We start from the raw sequence: 20,025 nt of genomic DNA on the forward strand, positions 1-20,025 counted from the left end.
GTCGTCTTGTCGATAGGCACAGTCTTGAGCCGGCGGGGGTGCCGGGGGTGAGCCGAGAGGCCCCCTGACGTTACGGTGAGCCGTGCCCGACATCCGCAAGGTCCTCATCGCCAACCGTGGTGAGATCGCCGTCCGTATCGCCAGGGCCTGCGCCGACGCCGGGATGACCAGCGTCGCCGTCTACGCCGACTCCGACCGCGAGGCCCTGCACGTGCGGCTCGCCGACGAGGCCTACGCGCTCGGCGGCCAACGCGCAGCCGAGACCTACCTCGCGATCGACAAGATCATCGACGCCGCACGGCGCTCCGGTGCGGACGCGATCCACCCCGGGTACGGCTTCCTCGCCGAGAACGCCGAGTTCGCGCAGACCGTGATCGACGCCGGTCTCGTCTGGATCGGCCCGCCGCCCGCGGCGATCGAGGCCCTCGGCGACAAGGTGAGCGCGCGGCACATCGCCCAGCGCGCCGGCGCGCCGCTCGCCGCAGGAACCGCCGACCCCGTCTCGGGTGTCGCGGAGATCGAGGAGTTCGTCGCCGAGTTCGGGCTGCCGATCGTGATCAAGGCAGCGTTCGGCGGTGGCGGCAGGGGGATGAAGGTCGTGCGCGAGCACGACGAGATCGCCGAGCTCTACGAGTCCGCCGTCCGCGAGGCCGTCGCGGCCTTCGGACGTGGCGAGTGCTTCGTCGAGCGGTACCTCGACTCGCCCCGGCACGTCGAGACGCAGTGCCTCGCCGACGAGCACGGCGGAGCCGTCGTGGTCTCGACCCGCGACTGCTCCCTGCAGCGTCGCCACCAGAAGCTCGTCGAGGAGGCACCTGCGCCGTTCCTCACACCGGCCCAGGAGCAGCTCCTGCGGGAGGCCTCCGTCGCGATCCTGCGCGAGGCCGGCTACGTCGGCGCCGGCACCTGCGAGTTCCTCATCGGGCTCGACGGCACGGTCTCGTTCCTCGAGGTCAACACCCGGCTCCAGGTCGAGCACCCGGTGACCGAGGAGGTGACCGGGATCGACCTCGTGCGTGAGCAGCTGAGGATCGCCGCGGGCGAGCCCCTCGGGTACACCGAGGTGGCGACCCGCGGGCACTCGATCGAGTTCCGGCTCAACGGGGAGGACCCGTCCGCCGGCTTCCTGCCGATGCCCGGCACCATCACCCGCTTGCGTTTCCCCTCCGGACCCGGGGTGCGCGTGGACAGCGGCGTCACCGAGGGCGACACGGTCTCCGGCGCCTTCGACTCGATGATCGCCAAGCTCGTCGTCACCGGTGCCGACCGCACCCAGGCCGTCGAGCGGGCCCGTCGCGCGCTCGCCGAGCTCGAGATCGCCGGCATCCCGACGGTCGTGCCGTTCCACCGCGCCGTGCTGCGGTCCCCCGACTTCGTGCCCGCGGACCCGGCCCAGCCCTTCGCCGTGCACACCCGCTGGATCGAGACGACGTTCGCCGACACGCTCGCGGGCCTCGACCGCTCCCCTGCCCCCTCGCCCGTGGCCGAGGAGGCGGCCGCGCCGGCCGGGACGACCGAGCGCGTGGTGGTCGAGGTGGGCGGCAAGCGGATCGAGGTCGTCCTTCCCGCCGGCCTCGGGCTGATCCCCGGCCGTGGGCGTCCCGGGGCACCTGTCCGCCCCCAGCGTGCCCGCCGCGGTCCGGTCCGTGCGGTCAGCGGGACGACGCTCACGACCCCCATGCAGGGCACGATCGTCAAGGTCGCCGTCGTCGAGGGCGCCGTCGTCGCCGAGGGCGATCTCGTCGTGGTGCTCGAGGCGATGAAGATGGAGCAGCCGCTGGTGGCCCACCGGTCGGGAACCGTGCAGGGGCTGGCCGCAGCTGTCGGCGTCGGGGTCACGGCCGGGAGCGCCATCTGCGAGATCGTCGACTGAGCGGCCGCATGACGCACCGCCGGGCTCCTCAGCCGGGTGACGGATGGCTGGAGTGCGCCTGCGGCCGCCGGCACTGGGGTCTGCACGGCGCCGCGGGACTGCTGCTCGCCAGGAGCACCGGGAGCGGGCACGAGGTGGTCCTGCAGCACCGCGCTCCGTGGAGCGATCAGGGCGGCACCTGGGGCGTCCCCGGAGGGGCCCGGATGCCCCACGAGAGCGCGGTCGACGCGGCCCTGCGCGAGTCGGCGGAGGAAGCGGGGATCGACCCGAGCGGGGTCGAGGTCGTCTCGACGACGGTGCTCGACCACGGATCGTGGAGCTACACGACCGTGCTCGCCCGCGCCGTGGCCGACCAGGACCCGAGGCCGACGGATCCCGAGAGCCTGGAGATCCGCTGGGTCGACACGGCGCAGGTGACCGGACTCCCGCTCCTCGGCGCCTTCGGCGACGCCTGGCCGGGGTTGCGCGCCGCCGTCGAAGAGCTCTGAGCGTTCTCCCGATCCGGACCGCGGATTGACAGCGCCCGTCCGTCCGCTACTCTCGCCGAGTTAGGTAAGGCATACCTCACTTCTGGAGAGACATGGTCGCCAACTTCCTCATCGGTCTTCGCGAGGGACTGGAAGCCGCGCTCGTCGTCGGCATCCTCGTCGCGTACCTGGTGCGGACCGGGCGTCGTGAGCTCCTCCCCCAGGTCTGGCTCGGCGTCGGAGCCGCTGTCGGCGCCTCGCTGGCCGTCGGGGCCCTGCTCACCTTCGGGCCCCAGGGCCTGTCCTTCCGGGCCCAGGAGGCGATCGGCGGCAGCCTCTCCCTCCTCGCCGTCGGCCTCGTGACCTGGATGATCTTCTGGATGGCCCGGACCGCCCGGCACCTGCGCGCCGACCTCACCGGACGGCTCGGCGACGCGGTCGCCGCAGGCCGGTGGGCCGTCCTGGTCATGGCCCTGCTGGCCGTCGGTCGCGAAGGGCTCGAGACGGCCCTGTTCCTGTGGGCGGCAGCCCAGGCGACCGGCTCGACGACCTCACCCCTCCTGGGCGCGGGGCTCGGACTGGCGACGGCGAGCGTCGTGGGCTGGGCGCTGTACCGCGGTGCGATCCGGCTCGACCTCCGGTCCTTCTTCGCGTGGTCCGGGCTGGGCCTCGTCCTCATCTCGGCGGGTGTCCTGGCCTACGGGATCCACGACCTCCAGGAGGCCGCCCTCCTCCCGGGCCTGCACTCGCTCGCCTTCGACGTCTCCGCAGCGGTCCCGCCCAGCAGCTGGTACGCGACCCTGCTCAAGGGCACGGTGAACTTCACTCCCGCCACCACCTGGCTCCAGGCCATCGCCTGGGTCGCGTACACCGTCCCGGTGACGGTGCTCTACGTGCGCCAGGTCTGGCCGCGCAGCCGCCCGGCCACCCGCGCCCGGTTCGAGCGCACGCCCGCGACCGTCTGAACCCGGCCGGCCCGGCCGGCCCTGCGCCACCCTCACCACCCCACCTCACGCCAAGGAGCCCTCCGTGGTCCCCGCACGCCCTGCCCTCGCCCGCCCCGCCGACCCCCGCACCTCCCGTCCCGGCCGCGGCCTCGCCGCCCTCGGCCTCGCCGGCCTGCTCGGCGCGACCGGTTGCGTGGCCAACGAGCCGGACGGTGCCGCCGCCCTGAGCGTGGACTCCTCCGCCACGGCCTGCACCGTCTCGTCACCCGAGGCGCCCTCCGGGACGATCACCTTCTCCGTCACCAACACGGGCTCCGAGGTCACCGAGTTCTACCTGCTCGCCGACGACCGGCTCCGCGTCGTCTCCGAGGTCGAGAACATCGGCCCAGGGCTCACGCGCGACCTCGTGGTGCAGGTCCCGGCCGGGACGTACTGGACCGCCTGCAAGCCGGGGATGGTCGGCGAGGGCATCCAGTCGGAGTTCACCGTCACCGACTCCGGAGAGGCGGTGGGCGCCACCGGCGCCGTCGCCGAGCAGCTGGCCGAGGCAGAGGCGTCCTACGTCGCCTACGTCAAGGACCAGGTCAGCAGCCTCGTCGCGGGAACCCAGGCCTTCGCCGACGCGTACGCCTCGGGGGACGACGACACGGCCCGCTCGCTCTACGCGGCCACCCGGGTGCACTGGGAGCGCGTGGAGCCCGTCGCGGAGTCGTTCGGCGACCTCGACCCGCTGCTCGACGCCCGCGAGGCCGATCTCGCCGACGGCGAGGAGTGGAGCGGCTGGCACTACGTCGAGAAGGACCTGTGGCCCCCGGCCGCCGAGGCGAACGGCGGTGTGGAGTACCACGCCCTGACCTCCGACGAGCGCACGGCCGCCGCAGCCGACCTGGTCGCGTACACGGACCGGCTCAGCGAGGCGGTGACCGACGAGAGCTTCACCTTCGCTGCCTTCCAGATCTCCAACGGCGCCAAGGAGCTCCTCGACGAGGTCGCCACGGGGAAGATCACCGGGGAGGAGGAGATCTGGTCCCACACCGACCTGTGGGACGTGGCGGCGAACGTCGACGGCGCCTCGGTCGCGCTGGGCGTGCTGCGCGAGGTGGCCACGGCACGCGACCCCGAGCTCGTCGCCGAGCTCGACGCCCGGTTCGAGGCGCTGGGCGCCCTCCTGGCCCAGCACGGCTCCTACGAGGAGGGCTTCACCCCCTACGACGAGCTGTCCACGGCGGAGGTCACGGATCTCGCCGCAGCGGTGGACGCCGTCGGCGAGCCGCTCTCCCGGTTGACCGCCACGATCACCAGCGCGGCCTGAGCGATGGGACGACGGCAGGACACCGTCCCGGCACAGGACGACCGGGGACCCGAGGGCCTGTCCCGCCGTGCCGTGCTCGGCATCGCGGGCGGGGGGCTCGCGGCGGCAGGCCTCGCGGGTGCCGCCGGGTTCGGTGCCGGCCGGGTGACGACGCCCGAACCGAGCCTCGTCGCGGAACGCCGCACCTACCCGTTCACCGGCGCCCACCAGGCCGGGATCGTCACCCCGGCGCAGGACCGCATGTACCTCGCGGCCTTCGACCTCACGACCACGAGCCGAGAGGAGGTCATCGGACTGCTGAGGACCTGGACCACGATGGCGGCCCGGCTCACCCAGGGCCTGTCCGCCGGGCCGTACGGCTTCGCCGGTGGCCCGTACGACGCCCCGCCGGACGACACGGGTGAGGCCGCCGACCTCCCGGTCGCCGGGCTCACGATCACCGTCGGGTTCGGCCGGTCCCTCTTCGTGGGGGCCGACGGCTCGACGGACCGCTTCGGGCTGGCCGGTCGGTTGCCCGCCGCGCTCGTCGCGTTGCCGCACTTCTCCGGGGACGACCTCGACCCCGCGAGGAGCGAGGGCGACCTGCTCGTCCAGGCGTGCACCGACGACGCCCAGGTCGCGGTCCATGCGATCCGGAACCTCTCCCGGGCCGCGTTCGGCACGGCGAGGATCCGGTGGACACAGCTCGGCTACGGGCGGACCTCGTCCACCTCGACGGCGCAGACCACTCCGCGCAACCTCTTCGGCTTCAAGGACGGCACCGCGAACCTCAAGGCGGAGGAGACCGATGCGCTGGACGAGCACGTGTGGGTGCAGCCGCAGGATGCCGCGGAGACCACCGGGACGGACTCCACGTGGATGGTCGGCGGGAGCTACGTGGCCGGCCGTCGCATCCGGATGACGATCGAGACATGGGACCGCACCTCCCTGCGCGAGCAGGAGGCCGTCATCGGCAGGGACAAGGCCGAGGGAGCCCCGCTCTCGGGCGGGACGGAGCACAGCGAGCCCGACTTCTCCCTCGCGGGACGTGGTGGCATCCCGCTGATCGACCCGAGCTCGCACGTCCGCCTCGCCCACCCGAGCAGCCACGGCGGTGCCCGCATGCTGCGCCGCGGGTACACCTTCACCGACGGGAACGACGCGCTCGGTCGTCTCGACGCCGGCCTGTACTTCCTTGCCTATGTCCGCGATCCCCGCACCGGGTTCATCCCCGTGCAGACCGCTCTCGCGAACGACGACCTGCTCTCGGAGTACCTGGTCCACACGGGGTCCGTGCTGGCCGCCGTCCCGCCGGGCGTCCCTGACGGCGCGCTCGCAGCCGACGGCTCCCTGCTCGACCCGTCGGTCCACCTCGGCGCCGGCCTCTTCTCCTGAGCTTCCCTCGCCCGGAGCGCGACCCCTGGGCGGCCGGCTCAGCTCCGCAGGCTGTGCGCGATCCGCGCGACCTCGGCGACCGAGCCGGACAGCGACGGGTAGACGGTGAAGGACTGGGCGATCTCGTCGGCGGTGAGGCGCTGGGCGACCGCGATCGTCAGAGGGAAGATCAGCTCGCCCGCGCGCGGTGCCACCACGACCCCGCCCAGCACGATCCCGGTGGAGGCGTGCGCGAACACCTTGACGAAGCCGTCGCGGATGCCGAGCATCTTCGCCCGCGGGTTGCGGCCCAGGTCGAGCCTGCTGGTGACGAACTGGGTTCCCGACTCCTCCAGGCTGCGCTCCGAGGCCCCCACCGTGGCGATCTCCGGGGCGGTGAAGATGTTCGCCGCGACCGTTCCGAGGTCCAGCGGGGTCACCGCGTCGCCCAGGGCGTGCGCCATGGCGATCCGGCCCTGCATCGCGGCGACCGAGGCGAGCGGGAGCACCCCGGTGCAGTCACCGGCGGCGTAGACGCCCCGCACGCTCGTCCGTGAGACGCGGTCGACCTCGATGTGCCCGCCGCGACCGAGCCGCACTCCCACGCGCTCCAGGCCGATCCCGGCCGTCGAGGGGACCGAGCCCACCGCGACCAGGCAGTGCGAGCCGGTGACCTCCCGCCCGTCCTCGAGGGTCACCAGGACCCCGTCGTCGGTCCTGGTGACAGAGACCGCGCGCGAACGGCCCATCACGGTCATCCCCCGCCCGCGGAAGACCTCCTCGATCACGTGCGCCGCGTCGGCGTCCTCACCCGGGAGCACACGATCGCGTGAGGAGACCAGGACGACGTCCGCCCCGAGCGCGTTGTACGCCCCGGCGAACTCGGCACCTGTCACACCCGACCCGACGACGATCAGCCGTTCGGGTAGGGCGGGCAAGCCGTACAGCTGGGTCCAGCTGAGGATCCGCTCGCCGTCGGGCTCCGCGGCCGGCAGGGTGCGCGGGACGGCACCCGTCGCCAGCAGCACGACGTCGGCCCGGAGCTCTGCGACGACCGCGCCGTCCGCGCCGAGGACGGAGACCTGCTCGGCGCTCTCCAGCCGTCCGGTCCCGTCGACCAGGTGGACGCCCTCCCGCTCGAGCCGGGCGCGGATGTCGTCCGACTGCGCCTGAGCGAGTTCGACGACGCGCGCGTTCACCCGCGCGAGGTCGACCTCGTGGGCGTGCGCGACGCCGTCCGCCGGAAGGCCGACCGAGCGGATGCCGAGCTCGGCGGCGCGATCGGCGATGGTCATCCACTCGGCTGTCGCGATGAGCGTCTTCGACGGGACGACGTCCGTCAGGACGGCGGCACCGCCGAGGCCGGTGCGCTCCACCAGGGTGACCTCCGCCCCGGCGCGGGAGGCGACGAGCGCGGCCTCGTACCCGCCTGGGCCCCCGCCGATCACCACGACCCGTGGGGTGGCCTGCGTCCCTTCGCGGGAGGACCCGTGCTCGGGCGAGGGAGAGGGTTCGGCCAGGCCGGGCGTGGTGGACGTCACCCTCGGCATTGTGCCGTGCGCACCTCCCGGGCGCACCGTCCTCCCGCGTGCCACCGCCCGGGACCCGCGACCTCCCGCCCGGCGCCGTGGGCCGGGACCCCCGAGGCGACGCCCCGAGCCGAGCGGCGATAGCCTGCGACCATGACTGACCTGAGCCGGCTCGACGAGCCCGACACCGATCCCTTCGACGTCGCCCGCGAGGCCGCCGAGGCGATCGCCGTGCGGACAGGTGTCGAGCGGCACGACCTCGCGCTGGTGCTCGGCTCCGGATGGGGCGAGGCCGCCGAGCACCTGGGCGAGACCGTCACCGAGATCCCGAGCCACGAGATCCCCGGGTTCAGCGCCCCGGCCGTCGTCGGCCACTCCGCGATGACCCGCTCGGTCCGGATCGCGGGGACCGACCGCTTCGCGCTCGTGCTCGGCTCGCGCACCCACCTGTACGAGGGCAAGGGCGTGCGCCACGTCGTGCACGGCGTGCGCACCGCTGCGGCCACCGGGGCTCGTGCCGTGGTCCTGACCAACGGCTGCGGTGGCCTGAACCCGCAGTGGGCACCGGGGACCCCCGTGCTGGTCCGTGACCACCTCAACCTGACCGCGACGTCCCCGCTGGAGGGCGCGACCTTCGTCGACCTCACCGACCTCTACTCGCAGCGTCTGCGCGACCTCGCCCACGAGGTCGACCCGACGCTCGCGGAGGGCGTGTACGCCCAGTTCCGCGGCCCGCACTACGAGACCCCCGCCGAGGTCCGGATGGCCGGGATCATGGGCGCCGACCTGGTCGGCATGTCGACGACGCTGGAGGCGATCGCCGCGCGGCACGCCGGGCTCGAGGTGCTGGCGATCTCGCTCATGACCAACCTCGGGGCGGGCATCAGCCCCGTCCCGCTGTCGCATGCCGAGGTCATCGAGGCGGGGCAGGCGGCGGCACCGCGCATCGGCCGCCTGCTCGCCGAGATCGTGGGGAGGATCTGATGGGCACCCGAGCAGCAGGAGAGCCGGACGACCTGATCGACGGCGTCCGTGCCTGGATCGCCGACGACCCGGACCCGCAGACCGCTGCCGAGCTCGAGGGCCTGGTCGCCGCGGCGCTCGGCGAGGACGCTGCCGCCTCGACGGCCGCGCACGCCGACCTGGAGGACCGCTTCTCCGGGCTCCTGCAGTTCGGCACCGCGGGACTGCGTGGCGCGTTGGGCGGTGGCCCTGCGCGGATGAACCGGTCCGTCGTGATCCGCGCGGCCGCCGGCCTCGTGCGCTACGCCGTCGACGCCCTTGCCGAGCTCGGCCAGAGCACGCCCCGCGTGGTCATCGGCTACGACGCCCGGACGAACTCCGACGTCTTCGCCCGCGACACCGCGGCCGTCGTCGTCGCGGCGGGCGGCGAGGCGCTGCTGCTCCCGAGCGCGCTGCCCACCCCTGTCCTCGCCTTCGCCGTGCGGCACCTGGGCGCCGACGCCGGTGTCATGGTGACGGCGAGCCACAACCCTCCGCAGGACAACGGGTACAAGGTCTACCTCGGGGGGCGGATCGTCACCGACTCCGGGAGCGGTGCGCAGATCGTCCCGCCCTACGACGCCGAGATCGCCGCGCGTATCGCCGCCGTCCCGAGCGTGGCGGAGGTCCCGCGCGCGGAGGAGGGCTGGACGGTCCTCGGCGAGGACGTCGTCGACGCCTACGTCGCCGCCGTCGCGACCCTCCGCGAGCCCTCGGTGCCGCCGCTGCGGATCGTCGTCACCCCGTTGCACGGCGTGGGAGGGGTGCTCGCGGAGCGCGTCCTGCGTGGTGCCGGCTTCGACGACGTGCGTCTGGTCCCCGAGCAGGCGGAGCCCGACCCGACCTTCCCCACCGTCCCCTTCCCGAACCCCGAGGAGCCCGGCGCGATCGACCTCGCCGTGGCGCTGGCCCAGGAGGTCGAGGCTGACCTCGTCCTGGCCAACGACCCTGACGCCGACCGGTGCGCCGCGGCCGTGGTCGACCCGCACACCGGCGCCTGGCGGATGCTGCACGGTGACGAGGTCGGCGCCCTGCTGGGTCAGGAGCTCGCCCTGCGGCAGGCGGACGGCGCCGGCGTCCTCGCCAACTCCATCGTCTCCTCCCGCCTGCTCGCCCGGATCGCCTCCGCGCACGGGCTCGCGCACCGGAACACCCTCACCGGCTTCAAGTGGATCTCCCGGGTGGACGGCCTGGTCTACGGCTACGAGGAGGCGCTCGGCTACTGCGTGGACCCGGAGCACGTGCGGGACAAGGACGGGCTGTCCGCCGCGCTCCTGCTGGCCCAGCTCGCCGCCCGCACCAAGGCCGAGCACCGGACCCTGGTCGACGTCCTGGACGATCTCGCCCGCCGGCACGGCCTGCACCTGAGCGACCAGCTCTCGCTGCGCTTCACCGACCTGGACAAGATCCCCGCGACGATGGCCCTGCTGCGCAGCGCCCCGCCCGCCACGCTCGCCGGCTCGCCGGTGGTCGAGGTCGTGGACCTGGCCCAGCCCCAGGCCGACGGGATGCTGCCGACCGACGGGATGCGCCTGGTCGCGCAGGACGGCACCCGCGTGGTCGTCCGCCCCAGCGGCACCGAGCCGAAGGTCAAGTGCTACCTCGAGGTGATCCTGCCCGTGGAGGAGCACGCCTCGGCCGGGACCGTCGGCGAGGCCCGGCGCGCGGCGCGAGCCCGGCTCGACGCCGTCCGCCTGGACATGGCCGGGGCGCTGGGCAGCAGCCCGGACGCCTAGCCGCCGGCCGTCAGCCCTCGACCCACTCGTCGCGCTCGACCAGGACCTCCCGGAGCAGGTCGGCCCGGTCGCTGACCAGACCGTCCACGCCGAGGTCCAGGAGGCGGTGCATGTCCGCCGGGTCGTTCACGGTCCAGACGTGGACCTGGACGCCCGCGGCATGGGCTGCGGCAATGGTCCGGCTCGAGACGACCCTCAGCGGTCCGGCGCTCTCCGGCACCTGGAGACCGCCGACCTCGCTGATCGCCTTGCGCGCACGGCCTCTCGCCCCGGTGAGCGACCCCAGGACGAACCGGCGCACCACTCCGGTCCCGCCGGAGGTGGCGACGGGTCGCGAGAGCCCCCGCAGGGTGGCGAGGCGGCGCGCGTCGGAGAACGAGGTGAGGCAGACGCGCTCGTGCGCCGACTCGCGCTCGATCACGTCGATCGTCGGGCCGATCGCCGCCGCCGACTTCACGTCGATGTTGACCTTCAGCCGCGGCCAGGTGTGCAGGACCTCTGCGAGCGTCGGCACGGGCTCGCTCCCGCCGATCCTGGCCCGGCGCACCTGCGACCACGGCATCTTGGCGATACTTCCCGAGCGGTCCGTCACGCGGTCGAGCGAGGAGTCGTGGAAGGCGACGGCGACACCGTCGGAGGTCGCGTGCACGTCGGTCTCGACGTACCTGTACCCGAGGTCGACGGCAGCCTGGAAGGCGACCATCGAGTTCTCCAGCCCGTCGAGCGAGAAGCCTCGATGCGCCAGTGCGATCGGCGCTCCCAGGTCGAAGTAGCCCATCCGAACCCCCTTCCGATCCCGCCCGCGGGCTCCTCGCGCCGCCCGCGCTCAGTACCCCGAGCCGTCGTCCTGCGCCGGCGCGTCCGTCTCACCCAGGCTGTCGAGGACGGCAGCCGTGCCCGAGAGGCCGAGCCGGGTGGCACCCGCCGCGATCATCGCGGCAGCTGCTGCCCCGGTGCGGATGGCCCCGGAGGCCTTCACCCCGAGCCGTCCGCCCACGGTCGCTGCCATGAGGGCGACGGCGTGCTCGCTCGCACCGCCCGCCGGGTGGAAGCCCGTCGACGTCTTGACGAAGTCCGCACCCGCGGCCTCGGCCGCACGGCAGCAGCCGACGATCTGCTCGTCGGTGAGCGCGGCGGACTCGATGATGACCTTGAGCACCTTCCCGGCGGGGACGGCGGCGCGCACGGCCGCGATGTCCGCCTGGACCGCGTCGAAGCGCCCCTCGACGGCGGCGCCGAGGTCGATCACCATGTCGACCTCGTCCGCCCCGTCGGCGATGGACCGTGCGGCCTCTGCCGCCTTGATCGCGCTGTGGTGCTTCCCGGAGGGGAACCCGCAGACCGTGGCGACCTTCACCGATCCGGCGTCGAGCGGGAGCATCGACGGAGAGACGCAGACGGAGAAGACCCCGAGCCGCTGCGCCTCCGCGACCAGCGCGGCGACGTCGGCGGCCGTGGCCTCGGGCTTGAGCAGGGTGTGGTCGACCATCGCGGCGACGGTCGTGGGGTCCAGGGGTGTTGCGGTCATGCGCGGTGCCGTCCGTTCGATGGGAGGAGATAGGCGGGAAGGATGACGTCCTCGACGAGGCGTTCACGTGCGTCGTGGGGAAGGAAGGCGTTCCAGGCCGCGGTGACGGTGACGTCCCGCAGGTCGTCGTGGGTCCAGCCGGCGTGCTCGACGAGCAGGCCCAGCTCGCGGCTCTGGCTCGTCCCGGACATGAGCCGGTTGTCGGGCGAGACGGTGACGGCGAACCCGAGCCGGAGCAGCGCTGTCATCGGGTGATGGGCGACGGTGTCCACGACGCCGGTGTGCAGGTTGGAGCTCGGGCACAGCTCGAGCGGGACCTGCTGGTCCAGCACCCACCGCGCGACCCGGCCCAGCACGGCGCCGTCCAGGCCCCACGGGTCGTCAGGGGTCGGCTCGCCGAAGGAGATGTCCTCGACCAGTCGCGCGCCGTGACCGATCCGGATCGCCCCACCGAGGTGCAGCGCGTCGGCGATCGACCCCACGCCGTCCGCCTCACCTGCGTGGATCGTCACGGGCATGCTGGCCTGCCGCAGGATCCGCAGCGCGCGCTTGTGCGCCGAGACGGGGTACCCGGCCTCGGGCCCTGCCAGGTCCGCTCCGCCGACACCCCGGTCGCGGTTGGCCAGCACGAGCTCCGCCGTCTGCCTGCCGTGCTCACCGTTGCGCATCATCGTCAGGATCTGCACGACGCTGATCGGGTGCCCGGCGGCGGCGGCGAGCGCCACGCCCTCGTCGATCCCCTCCTGGACGGCGTCGACGACCTCCTGCCCGGACAGCCCGCCCCGCTGGTGGAGCTCGGGGGCGTACCGCTGCTCGGCGTGCACCACTCCGTCGGCTGCGAGGTCGACCACGGCCTCAGCCGCGATGCGGCGCAGGTTCGCGGCGCTCTGCATCACCGCGAGGGTGTGCTCGAAGGTCCGGATGTACGTCTCGAGATCACCGGAGGACGCCGCCTCGACGTACCAGGTGGCCAGCCGGTCCGGGTCGGTGAACGGGAGCTCGTGCCCGATCTCACCGGCCAGCTCGACGAGCGTCTGCGCACGCAGGCCCCCGTCGAGGTGATCGTGCAGGACCACCGTCGGCAAGCCCCGCGGTGGGCGGTCGGCGGACGTCATCCGTCCACCGTAGTGCTCCCCGGCCCCTGTCCGCCGCTCGGCCACCCCGCCGTGCGGACGGGGTCCCGGCAGACCGTCGCCCGGCTCAGGTCTCGCGGTAGGCCTCCTCGTCGAGGCTCGCCTCGAGTGCCTGGTCGACGACGTCCGGCTCGGTCGCCTCGTCGCGCAGATCCGGACGCGGGGCCTGCGGCACGGCCTCGAGATCGGCGGGATCCGTCGGCTCGACGGCAGGGAGCTCCGCGTCCTTCGGCGGTACGAGGCCTGCATCGGTCCACGAGCTCTCTCCTGGGATCGTGCTCATCGTCCCTCCTCGGTCGGGCGGTCCACCCCATCGTGACCCCCGTGGAGCCAGGCCGCCACCTACCGGGGAAGGACGGCCCAGACCAGGTGCGACCAGCCACCGAGCGCGGGCAGCGGAGCACCGCCGCGCAGGAGCTCTGCGCGGCTCACCTCGACCACGGCCCCGACCGACGGCTCCCACACGCGGAAGCCGGCGGGGCCGTGCCCGACGGCGAGCACGACATGGCGGGGCACAGCGGTGGACCACCCGCGGGAGGTGTCCCCGCCCGCGTACAGCGGCAGCGGCACACCCGCCTCGACGACCCGTGCCACCGTGTCGAGGACCGGTGCGAGGTCCGCGGTGTCGGTGTCGTCCAGGAGCCGGTGCCGGAAGGCGAGCCCGAGGAACCTGGCCTCGCGCGCCGCCCCCCATGGCGGAGTCCCGAGAGCGGCGGGCCAGGGCAGGCCGAGGACGGACCTCGCGTTCGTCCGGTGCTGGACCACGCGCTGCACCGCCCCGTACCTGGCAGCGGCGGGGAGCGAGGCGAGCCGCGCGAGCACGGCCGGGTCCGCCGCACCGAGCTCCGGTGGCACACCGAGCCGTGGGACGGTCCCTGCCGCGAGCCACCCGGCGAGGCCAGGGTCCCCGGCAGCGGCGAGCAGGACGAGGCATGCCGAGCCGCAGGTCGTCTGGTCCGTCTGCCGGGCAGCCGTGCCCGACCTGCCGATCGGGTCGAGGACGACGGCCCGCACCTCCGGCGCCCAGGAGTCCCAGCTCTCGGCCAGCTCGGCCACCGCCGCGACGCTCCCGGTCGCGGCGAGCCGTCGGCGCAGCAGGACGCGGGCCTCCGGGCGGGCGTCGGCGACCTCGTCCCACCGACGTCGCTCCGTCGCCGCCAGACGCGCCAGCACCCGGTCGGCCACCTCGTCCGCCCAGGCCCCCGTCGTGCCGATGGACGGCCCGGCCGCCGAGGGTGCCTGCCCGGCGCCCACCAGCCGCATCACCCGATGCGCGAGGCCGGTCAGCTGGAGGCCCGGCATGTCAGTCCGCCGCGATCCGCTCGAAGACCATCGTCGAGGTCCGCGCCGACGCAGCAACGGGATCGATGCGTACGGCACCGGCGAGTGCGTCCTTGGCCCGGGCGAACCGGTCCGGGGTGTCGGTGTGCAGGGTCATCAGCACGTCGCCGGTGCGCACGGTCGCGCCCGGCTTGGCGTGCAGCTCGACGCCGGCGCCCGCCTGGACGACGTCCTCCTTGCGCGCCCGGCCCGCTCCGAGGCGCCAGGCGGCCACACCGACGGCGAGCGCGTCCAGCTCCGTGAGCACCCCGTCGGCCTCGGCACGCACGGTCTCGGTGTGCGCCGCGGTGGGGAGCGTCGCGTCGGGGTCGCCTCCCTGGGCGCGGATCATGCGCTTCCAGACGTCCATCGCCCGACCGTCGGCGAGCAGGTCGGCCGGGTCGATCCCCGCGGTGCCCGGGTGGCGGGCGGCGTCGAGCATCTCCCGCGCCAGGGCGACGGTGAGCTCCACGACATCGGCAGGACCGCCGCCGGCGAGCACCTCGACGGACTCGCGGACCTCGAGGGCGTTCCCGGCCGTGAGGCCCAGCGGGGTGGACATGTCGGTGAGCAGCGCCGTGGTCCGCACCCCGGCGTCCGTGCCGAGTGCCACCATCGTCTGCGCGAGCTCGCGCGCCCGGTCCAGGTCCTTCATGAACGCCCCGGAGCCCACCTTGACGTCCAGCACCAGGGCGCTGGTCCCCTCGGCGATCTTCTTGCTCATGATCGAGCTCGCGATCAGCGGGATGGCCTCGACCGTCCCGGTCACGTCCCGGAGGGCGTAGAGCTTGCGGTCGGCAGGGGCGAGCCCCGAGCCCGCCTGGCAGATGACCGCGCCGACGTCCTCGAGCTGCGCGAGCATCTCCTCGTTGCTGAGCGCCGCGCGCCAGCCGGGGATCGACTCGAGCTTGTCCAGCGTGCCGCCCGTGTGCCCGAGCCCACGACCGGAGAGCTGCGGGACGGCGAGCCCGCAGGCAGCGACGAGCGGGGCGAGCGGCAGGGTGATCTTGTCCCCCACGCCGCCGGTGGAGTGCTTGTCGACGGTCGGCCGCGACAGGCTCGAGAAGTCCATCCGCTCGCCGGAGGCGATCATCGCGGCTGTCCAGCGGGCGATCTCCGACCGCTCCATCCCGTTGAGCAGGATCGCCATCGCCAGGGCCGACATCTGCTCGTCGGCGACCGCCCCGCGCGTGTACGCGTCGATGACCCAGTCGATCTGCTCGTCCGACAGGCGACCCTGGTCGCGCTTGGTCCGGATGACGTCGACGGCGTCGAACGGCTCGCTGGTGCTCATGGTGGTCCTCAGGCTCGGGTGATCAGGTCGGCGGGCCCGAACGCGTCGGGCAGCACCTCGGTCATCGGGCGGATCCCGCTCACGGTCTCGACGAGGAGATCGGGTCCCCCGTGCTCCCACAGGAGCTGGCGGCAGCGCCCGCAGGGCATCAACGCGGTGCCATGGCCGTCCAGGCACACGAAGGCGACCAGCCGGCCCCCTCCGCTCACGTGCAGCGCGCTGACCAGGGCGCACTCGGCGCACAGGGTCAGCCCGTAGGAGGCGTTCTCCACGTTGCAGCCGACCACGATCCGGCCGTCGTCGACGAGCGCGGCGACCCCCACCGGGAACTTCGAGTACGGCACGTACGCCCGGGGCAGGACCTCGGCGGCCGCGGCGCGCAGGGCGTCCCAGTCGATCTCGCGCCCCTGCGGGCCGGCACTCTCGTCGGTGGGCGTCACGGAACTCACTTCTCGTAGGGCTTGCCCTCGGCGGCGGGCGCACGCACCCGCCCGACGAGGCCTGCCACGGCGAAGATCGTGGCCAGGTACGGGAGCATCGCGAGGAACTCGCTCGGGATGGGTGAGCCGAGGTTGCCGAGCACGCGACGCAAGGAGTCGGCGAAACCGAAGAGCAGGGCTGCCGCCAGGGCACCCTTCGGGCTCCACCGGCCGAGGATCATCGCGGCCAGGGCGATGTAGCCCTTGCCGGAGGTGAGCTCCTTGGTGAAGGCCAGACCCGCGGCGACGAGCGCGGAGCCACCGAGACCGGCGACCGCCCCGCCCAGCACCGTGTTGCGGATCCGGGTCCGGTTGACGTTGATGCCCACGGTGTCGGCCGCCTTGGGGTGCTCGCCGACCGAGCGCATCCGCAGTCCCCAGCGGGAGCGGAAGACCATCACCTGGAGCACGGCGACCAGGACGTACATGAGGTAGATCACGGCGGACTGCTGGAACAGCACGGGCCCGATGACCGGGATGTCGCCGAGCACCGGGATCGCCAGCGTCGGGAGCCGCGGCGGGGAGTTGAGCGTCTGCGGGTTCTGGGTCAGGACCGTCGAGAAGAGGTAGTTCGTGACACCGATGACGAGCACGTTGAGCACGACGCCGACGATGATCTGGTCGATCTTGTACCGCACGGCGAACATGACGAGGATCCACCCGACGAGCGCACCGGCCAGGGGTGCCGCGATCATCCCGGCATAGGCGTTGCCCGTCGTGCTCGCGACGACCACCGCGAGGAAGGCGCCGGCGAGCAGCTGACCCTCGATCGCGATGTTGATGATCCCGGAGCGTTCGCAGAGCAGGCCGGCCATCGCCCCGAAGGCGAGCGGGACCGCAGCCGTCAGCGCGCCGGCGAGGAGCACCGTCAGGGGCAGCGCGTTGCTGTTGCCCGCCATGACCCAGATGAGGAACGCGGTCAGGACGAGGGCGCCGAAGACCGCAGGGATCCACGCGGCGTTGCGCTTGCGGTTGGCCGTGTTCCACGCGACCCATCCGGCCAGCCCGAGCGCCACGAGCGAGAGCAGGACGGCGGTCAGCCGCGAGGGCACGGCGAAGGTGTCGATCGTGAAGACGTCGGTCGCCGACGACACCTGGATCCGGGTGCGGTCCTCCCCAGGGGTCAGGACGCCGAAGACGAGCAGCGACAGCAGCCCGAGCGCGCCGTAGATCGCGGGGTTGCGCCACGCGATGCGGGCCTCGACCCGGGGCAGGGTGCCGACCTCAGCCGTGACCGCGCTCATGCGCGTGCCTCCTTCATGCGGTAACCGAAGAGCTGGGCGATCCGGTGCACCAGGGAGAGCTCCTTGACCAGCACGGGTGCGGCGATCAGGAGCACGATCGATGCCTGGATGACCAGCACGATGTCGATCGGCGTCCCCGCCGAGGTCTGCATGAGCGGTGAGCCCGCGCGCAGGGCTCCGAAGAGGAGGGCAGCGAGCACCGTCCCGAGCGGCTTCGATCGACCGAGCAACGCCACCGTGATGGCGTCGAAGCCGATCGAGCCCGCGGATCCGGCCTGGAGCGTCTTGTCCGTCCCGAGCACCTGCGCGGCACCGCCGAGCCCGGCGAGGCCGCCGGCCGTGAGCATGACGAGCACGAACACGAGGTTCACCTTGATGCCGGCCGTGCGCGCCGCTCGCTGGTTGACGCCCACCGCCCGGAACTGGAAGCCGAGGGTCGACCGCTCCATCAGCCACCAGACACCCACCGCCGCGAGCAGCGCGACGATGAAGCCCAGGTGCAGCCGGAAGCTCGAGCCGAGCAGCAGGGGGAAGGTCGCGTTCGCGGCGACCGCCGGCGAGATCGGTCGGGACCCACCCTGGCGCAGCAGGCTCGTGGTCAGCAGGTAGGAGATGAGGTAGAAGGAGATCGAGTTGAGCATGATCGTCACGATCACCTCGTTCGCCCCGGTCCTGGCCTTGAGGAAACCGGCGATACCGGCCCACAGGGCACCGGCGATGGCGGCTCCGAGGCACGCGGCCACGAGGTGCACGCCGACCGGCATGGAGAACGTGATGCCGACCCAGGTCCCCGCTGCGGCGCCGAGGAGCACCTGGCCCTGGGCACCGATGTTGAACAGACCGGACCGGAAGCCGACGGCCAGTCCGAGCCCGGCGAAGATCAGCGGGACGGAGGACGTCATCGTCTCGGTGATCGGCCGGATCCGGCGGGCCCCACTGGCCTGGTAGTCGAAGATCGAGCCCCGGAAGAGCGCGGAGTAGGCCGAGGAGATCGAGTCCCATGCCGCACCGAAGAAGTCACCCGGCCGGGCGAAGATGTAGGTCGACGCCTTCTGGACGTCGGCGTTGGCTGCGGCGATGAGCACCGAGGACAGCAGCAACGCGATGACGATCGCCGCGGTGATCGTCAGCCACGAGGAGTCCAGGATCTGCGCCAGGACGCTCTTGCGCTCCTCGTGGTGGACGGGTGCCGAGTGGCCCGCCGTCTCCGTGGTCGTCGTCACAGCTCTGCCTCCGGCATCTCTGCATCGTTCTGCGTGGGGTGGTCGCCCGCGTCGCGCAGGGCGTCCTCATGGGTGGAACCCGCCATCATCAGTCCGAGGACCGCGCGGCTCGTGTCCGCAGGGACGATCCCGATGATCCGTCCGCGGTACATCACGGCGATGCGGTCGGCGAGGGCGAGCACCTCGTCGAGCTCCGTCGAGACGATGATCACCGGCGTGCCGCTGTCGCGTTCCGCGACGATCCGCTTGTGCACGAACTCGATCGACCCGACGTCGAGCCCGCGGGTGGGCTGCGAGGCGACGAGCAGCCGCAGCTCACGGGACATCTCACGGGCCAGGACGACCTTCTGCTGGTTCCCGCCGGAGAGCGTGCTGATCGGGTCCTGGACCGAGGTCAGCCGGACGTCGAACTCCTCGGTCTTGACCGCGGCGTTCTCCGCCACCACCCGGGGGCTCAGGCTCCCGGCCTTCGCGAACGGCGGCTTGTCGTAGAGGTCGAGGATGAGGTTCTCGGCGACCGAGAAGGACGAGATGAGCCCGTCGGTGCTGCGGTCCTCCGGGACGAACCCGACCCCGGCGCTCAGCACGTCGCCGACGCTCTTGCCCAGGAGCTCGGTCCCGTCGAGCCGGATCGAGCCGGCGGTCGCGTGCCGGAGCCCGAGGATCGTCTCGGCGAGCTCGGACTGCCCGTTGCCCTGCACACCGGCGATCGCGAGGATCTCGCCCCGGTGGACGTCGAAGGAGACCGCGTCGAGGGAACGGGCGCCGTTCGGCTCGATGACGGTCAGGTCCTTCACGACGAACGTCGCGTCCTGGGGTTGCGCCGGCTCCTTCTCCACGCCCAGGTCGACGGTCCTGCCGACCATGAGCGATGCGAGCTCGACGGCGCTCGCGTCGGGGGTGGCCGTCCCGACGACACGACCGCGGCGGATCACCGTGATCTGGTCGGCGACGGCCTGGACCTCACGCAGCTTGTGCGTGATGAAGACGATCGAGGTCCCGGCGTCCTTGAGCTGCCGCATGATGCCGATCAGCTCGTCCGTCTCCTGCGGGGTGAGCACGGCGGTCGGCTCGTCGAGGATGAGCACCTTCGCGTCCCGCGAGAGCGCCTTGATGATCTCCACACGCTGCTGCACGCCGACGGGCAGGTTCTCGACGAGCTCGTCGGGATCCACCTCGAAGCCGAAGCGCTCGGAGATCTCCTTGACCAGGCCGCGCGCCTTCGGGAGGTCGATGAGGCGACCGGCACCGTGGATCGGCTCGTGACCGAGCACGACGTTCTCGGCCACCGTGAACACGGGGACGAGCATGAAGTGCTGGTGCACCATGCCGATGCCGGCGGCCATCGCCTCACCGGGTCCGGCGAAGGTGACCGGGACGTCGTCCACGAGGATCTCGCCGCCGTCGGGCGCGTAGAGCCCATACAGCACGTTCATCAGGGTGGACTTGCCCGCACCGTTCTCACCGAGCAGGGCATGGATCGTGCCCGGTTCGAAGGTGAGGTCGATCGAGTCGTTGGCCACCAAGGGGCCGAACCGCTTGGTGATCCCCCGAAGCTCCAGCTTCACGACACCCTCTCCTGTGC

General features: G+C 72.8%; 18 protein-coding genes. 7 read left to right on the forward strand and 11 right to left on the reverse strand.

From position 1 onward, the window contains the following. The first annotated feature begins 82 nt into the window (after positions 1–82). From ABWK99_RS00100 to efeB, 5 genes are all read left to right on the forward strand, one after another. The gene (locus tag ABWK99_RS00100) at positions 83–1,873 is read left to right on the forward strand and encodes a biotin carboxylase N-terminal domain-containing protein (RefSeq protein ID WP_372592648.1); all 1,791 of its coding nucleotides are present in this window, start codon (positions 83–85) and stop codon (positions 1,871–1,873) included. A gap of 8 nt (positions 1,874–1,881) precedes the next feature. Beyond that, complete coding sequence (locus ABWK99_RS00105) at positions 1,882–2,361, forward strand: NUDIX domain-containing protein (RefSeq protein ID WP_372592649.1); 480 nt, start codon at positions 1,882–1,884, stop codon at positions 2,359–2,361. A gap of 92 nt (positions 2,362–2,453) precedes the next feature. Next, positions 2,454–3,305: an iron uptake transporter permease EfeU gene (gene efeU / locus ABWK99_RS00110; RefSeq protein WP_372592650.1), complete on the forward strand. Its 852-nt coding sequence runs from the start codon at positions 2,454–2,456 to the stop codon at positions 3,303–3,305. 64 nt (positions 3,306–3,369) lie between these two features. Then, a complete protein-coding gene (efeO, locus tag ABWK99_RS00115) occupies positions 3,370–4,599 on the forward strand; it encodes an iron uptake system protein EfeO (RefSeq protein ID WP_372592651.1) in 1,230 nt (409 codons plus the stop codon). A 3-nt stretch (positions 4,600–4,602) separates the two neighbouring features. Beyond that, a complete protein-coding gene (gene efeB, locus ABWK99_RS00120; protein WP_372592652.1) occupies positions 4,603–5,973 on the forward strand; it encodes an iron uptake transporter deferrochelatase/peroxidase subunit in 1,371 nt (456 codons plus the stop codon). Between the two features lie 38 nt (positions 5,974–6,011). On the opposite strand, the gene ABWK99_RS00125 is transcribed toward efeB, so the two are convergent. Next, the gene (locus ABWK99_RS00125; protein WP_372592653.1) at positions 6,012–7,493 is read right to left on the reverse strand and encodes an NAD(P)H-quinone dehydrogenase; all 1,482 of its coding nucleotides are present in this window, start codon (positions 7,491–7,493) and stop codon (positions 6,012–6,014) included. Between the two features lie 141 nt (positions 7,494–7,634). Between ABWK99_RS00125 and ABWK99_RS00130 the strand changes: the two genes are divergently transcribed. Then, on the forward strand, positions 7,635–8,465 hold the full coding sequence (locus tag ABWK99_RS00130) for a purine-nucleoside phosphorylase (protein WP_372592654.1): 831 nt from the start codon (positions 7,635–7,637) through the stop codon (positions 8,463–8,465). Next, complete coding sequence (locus ABWK99_RS00135; protein ID WP_372592655.1) at positions 8,465–10,219, forward strand: phospho-sugar mutase; 1,755 nt, start codon at positions 8,465–8,467, stop codon at positions 10,217–10,219. Before ABWK99_RS00130 ends, ABWK99_RS00135 begins: the two co-directional genes overlap by 1 nt. 10 nt (positions 10,220–10,229) lie before the next feature. Here the strand turns inward: ABWK99_RS00135 and ABWK99_RS00140 are convergent, their stop codons facing one another. The 10 genes from ABWK99_RS00140 to ABWK99_RS00185 form a co-directional block, all read right to left on the reverse strand. Next, positions 10,230–10,997: a glycerophosphodiester phosphodiesterase gene (locus tag ABWK99_RS00140; RefSeq protein ID WP_372592656.1), complete on the reverse strand. Its 768-nt coding sequence runs from the start codon at positions 10,995–10,997 to the stop codon at positions 10,230–10,232. 48 nt (positions 10,998–11,045) lie between these two features. Then, positions 11,046–11,747: a deoxyribose-phosphate aldolase gene (deoC, locus tag ABWK99_RS00145; protein WP_372592657.1), complete on the reverse strand. Its 702-nt coding sequence runs from the start codon at positions 11,745–11,747 to the stop codon at positions 11,046–11,048. Next, positions 11,744–12,862 (reverse strand): adenosine deaminase, encoded by a 1,119-nt coding sequence (locus tag ABWK99_RS00150; protein ID WP_372592658.1) that lies wholly within the window; start codon positions 12,860–12,862, stop codon positions 11,744–11,746. Before ABWK99_RS00150 ends, deoC begins: the two co-directional genes overlap by 4 nt. 85 nt (positions 12,863–12,947) lie before the next feature. Next, entirely contained in the window at positions 12,948–13,163 is a 216-nt protein-coding gene (locus ABWK99_RS00155; protein ID WP_372592659.1) for a hypothetical protein, read from the reverse strand. A gap of 59 nt (positions 13,164–13,222) precedes the next feature. Beyond that, positions 13,223–14,182 carry a hypothetical protein gene (locus tag ABWK99_RS00160; protein ID WP_372592660.1) on the reverse strand — a complete coding sequence of 320 codons (960 nt, stop codon included), beginning with the start codon at positions 14,180–14,182 and terminating at the stop codon, positions 13,223–13,225. A 1-nt stretch (position 14,183) separates the two neighbouring features. Further along, positions 14,184–15,494 carry a thymidine phosphorylase gene (locus tag ABWK99_RS00165; RefSeq protein ID WP_372592661.1) on the reverse strand — a complete coding sequence of 437 codons (1,311 nt, stop codon included), beginning with the start codon at positions 15,492–15,494 and terminating at the stop codon, positions 14,184–14,186. Between the two features lie 8 nt (positions 15,495–15,502). Beyond that, on the reverse strand, positions 15,503–15,943 hold the full coding sequence (locus tag ABWK99_RS00170; RefSeq protein WP_372592662.1) for a cytidine deaminase: 441 nt from the start codon (positions 15,941–15,943) through the stop codon (positions 15,503–15,505). Then, the gene (locus ABWK99_RS00175) at positions 15,940–17,217 is read right to left on the reverse strand and encodes an ABC transporter permease (protein WP_372592663.1); all 1,278 of its coding nucleotides are present in this window, start codon (positions 17,215–17,217) and stop codon (positions 15,940–15,942) included. The genes ABWK99_RS00170 and ABWK99_RS00175 overlap by 4 nt, the downstream gene beginning before the upstream one ends. Then, on the reverse strand, positions 17,214–18,440 hold the full coding sequence (locus ABWK99_RS00180; protein ID WP_372592664.1) for an ABC transporter permease: 1,227 nt from the start codon (positions 18,438–18,440) through the stop codon (positions 17,214–17,216). Before ABWK99_RS00180 ends, ABWK99_RS00175 begins: the two co-directional genes overlap by 4 nt. Then, positions 18,437–20,008 (reverse strand): ABC transporter ATP-binding protein, encoded by a 1,572-nt coding sequence (locus ABWK99_RS00185; protein ID WP_372592665.1) that lies wholly within the window; start codon positions 20,006–20,008, stop codon positions 18,437–18,439. Before ABWK99_RS00185 ends, ABWK99_RS00180 begins: the two co-directional genes overlap by 4 nt. Positions 20,009–20,025: the final 17 nt, after the last annotated feature.

Origin of the sequence: Actinotalea sp., assembly GCF_041597215.1 — a bacterium.
Classification (GTDB): domain Bacteria; phylum Actinomycetota; class Actinomycetes; order Actinomycetales; family Cellulomonadaceae; genus Actinotalea.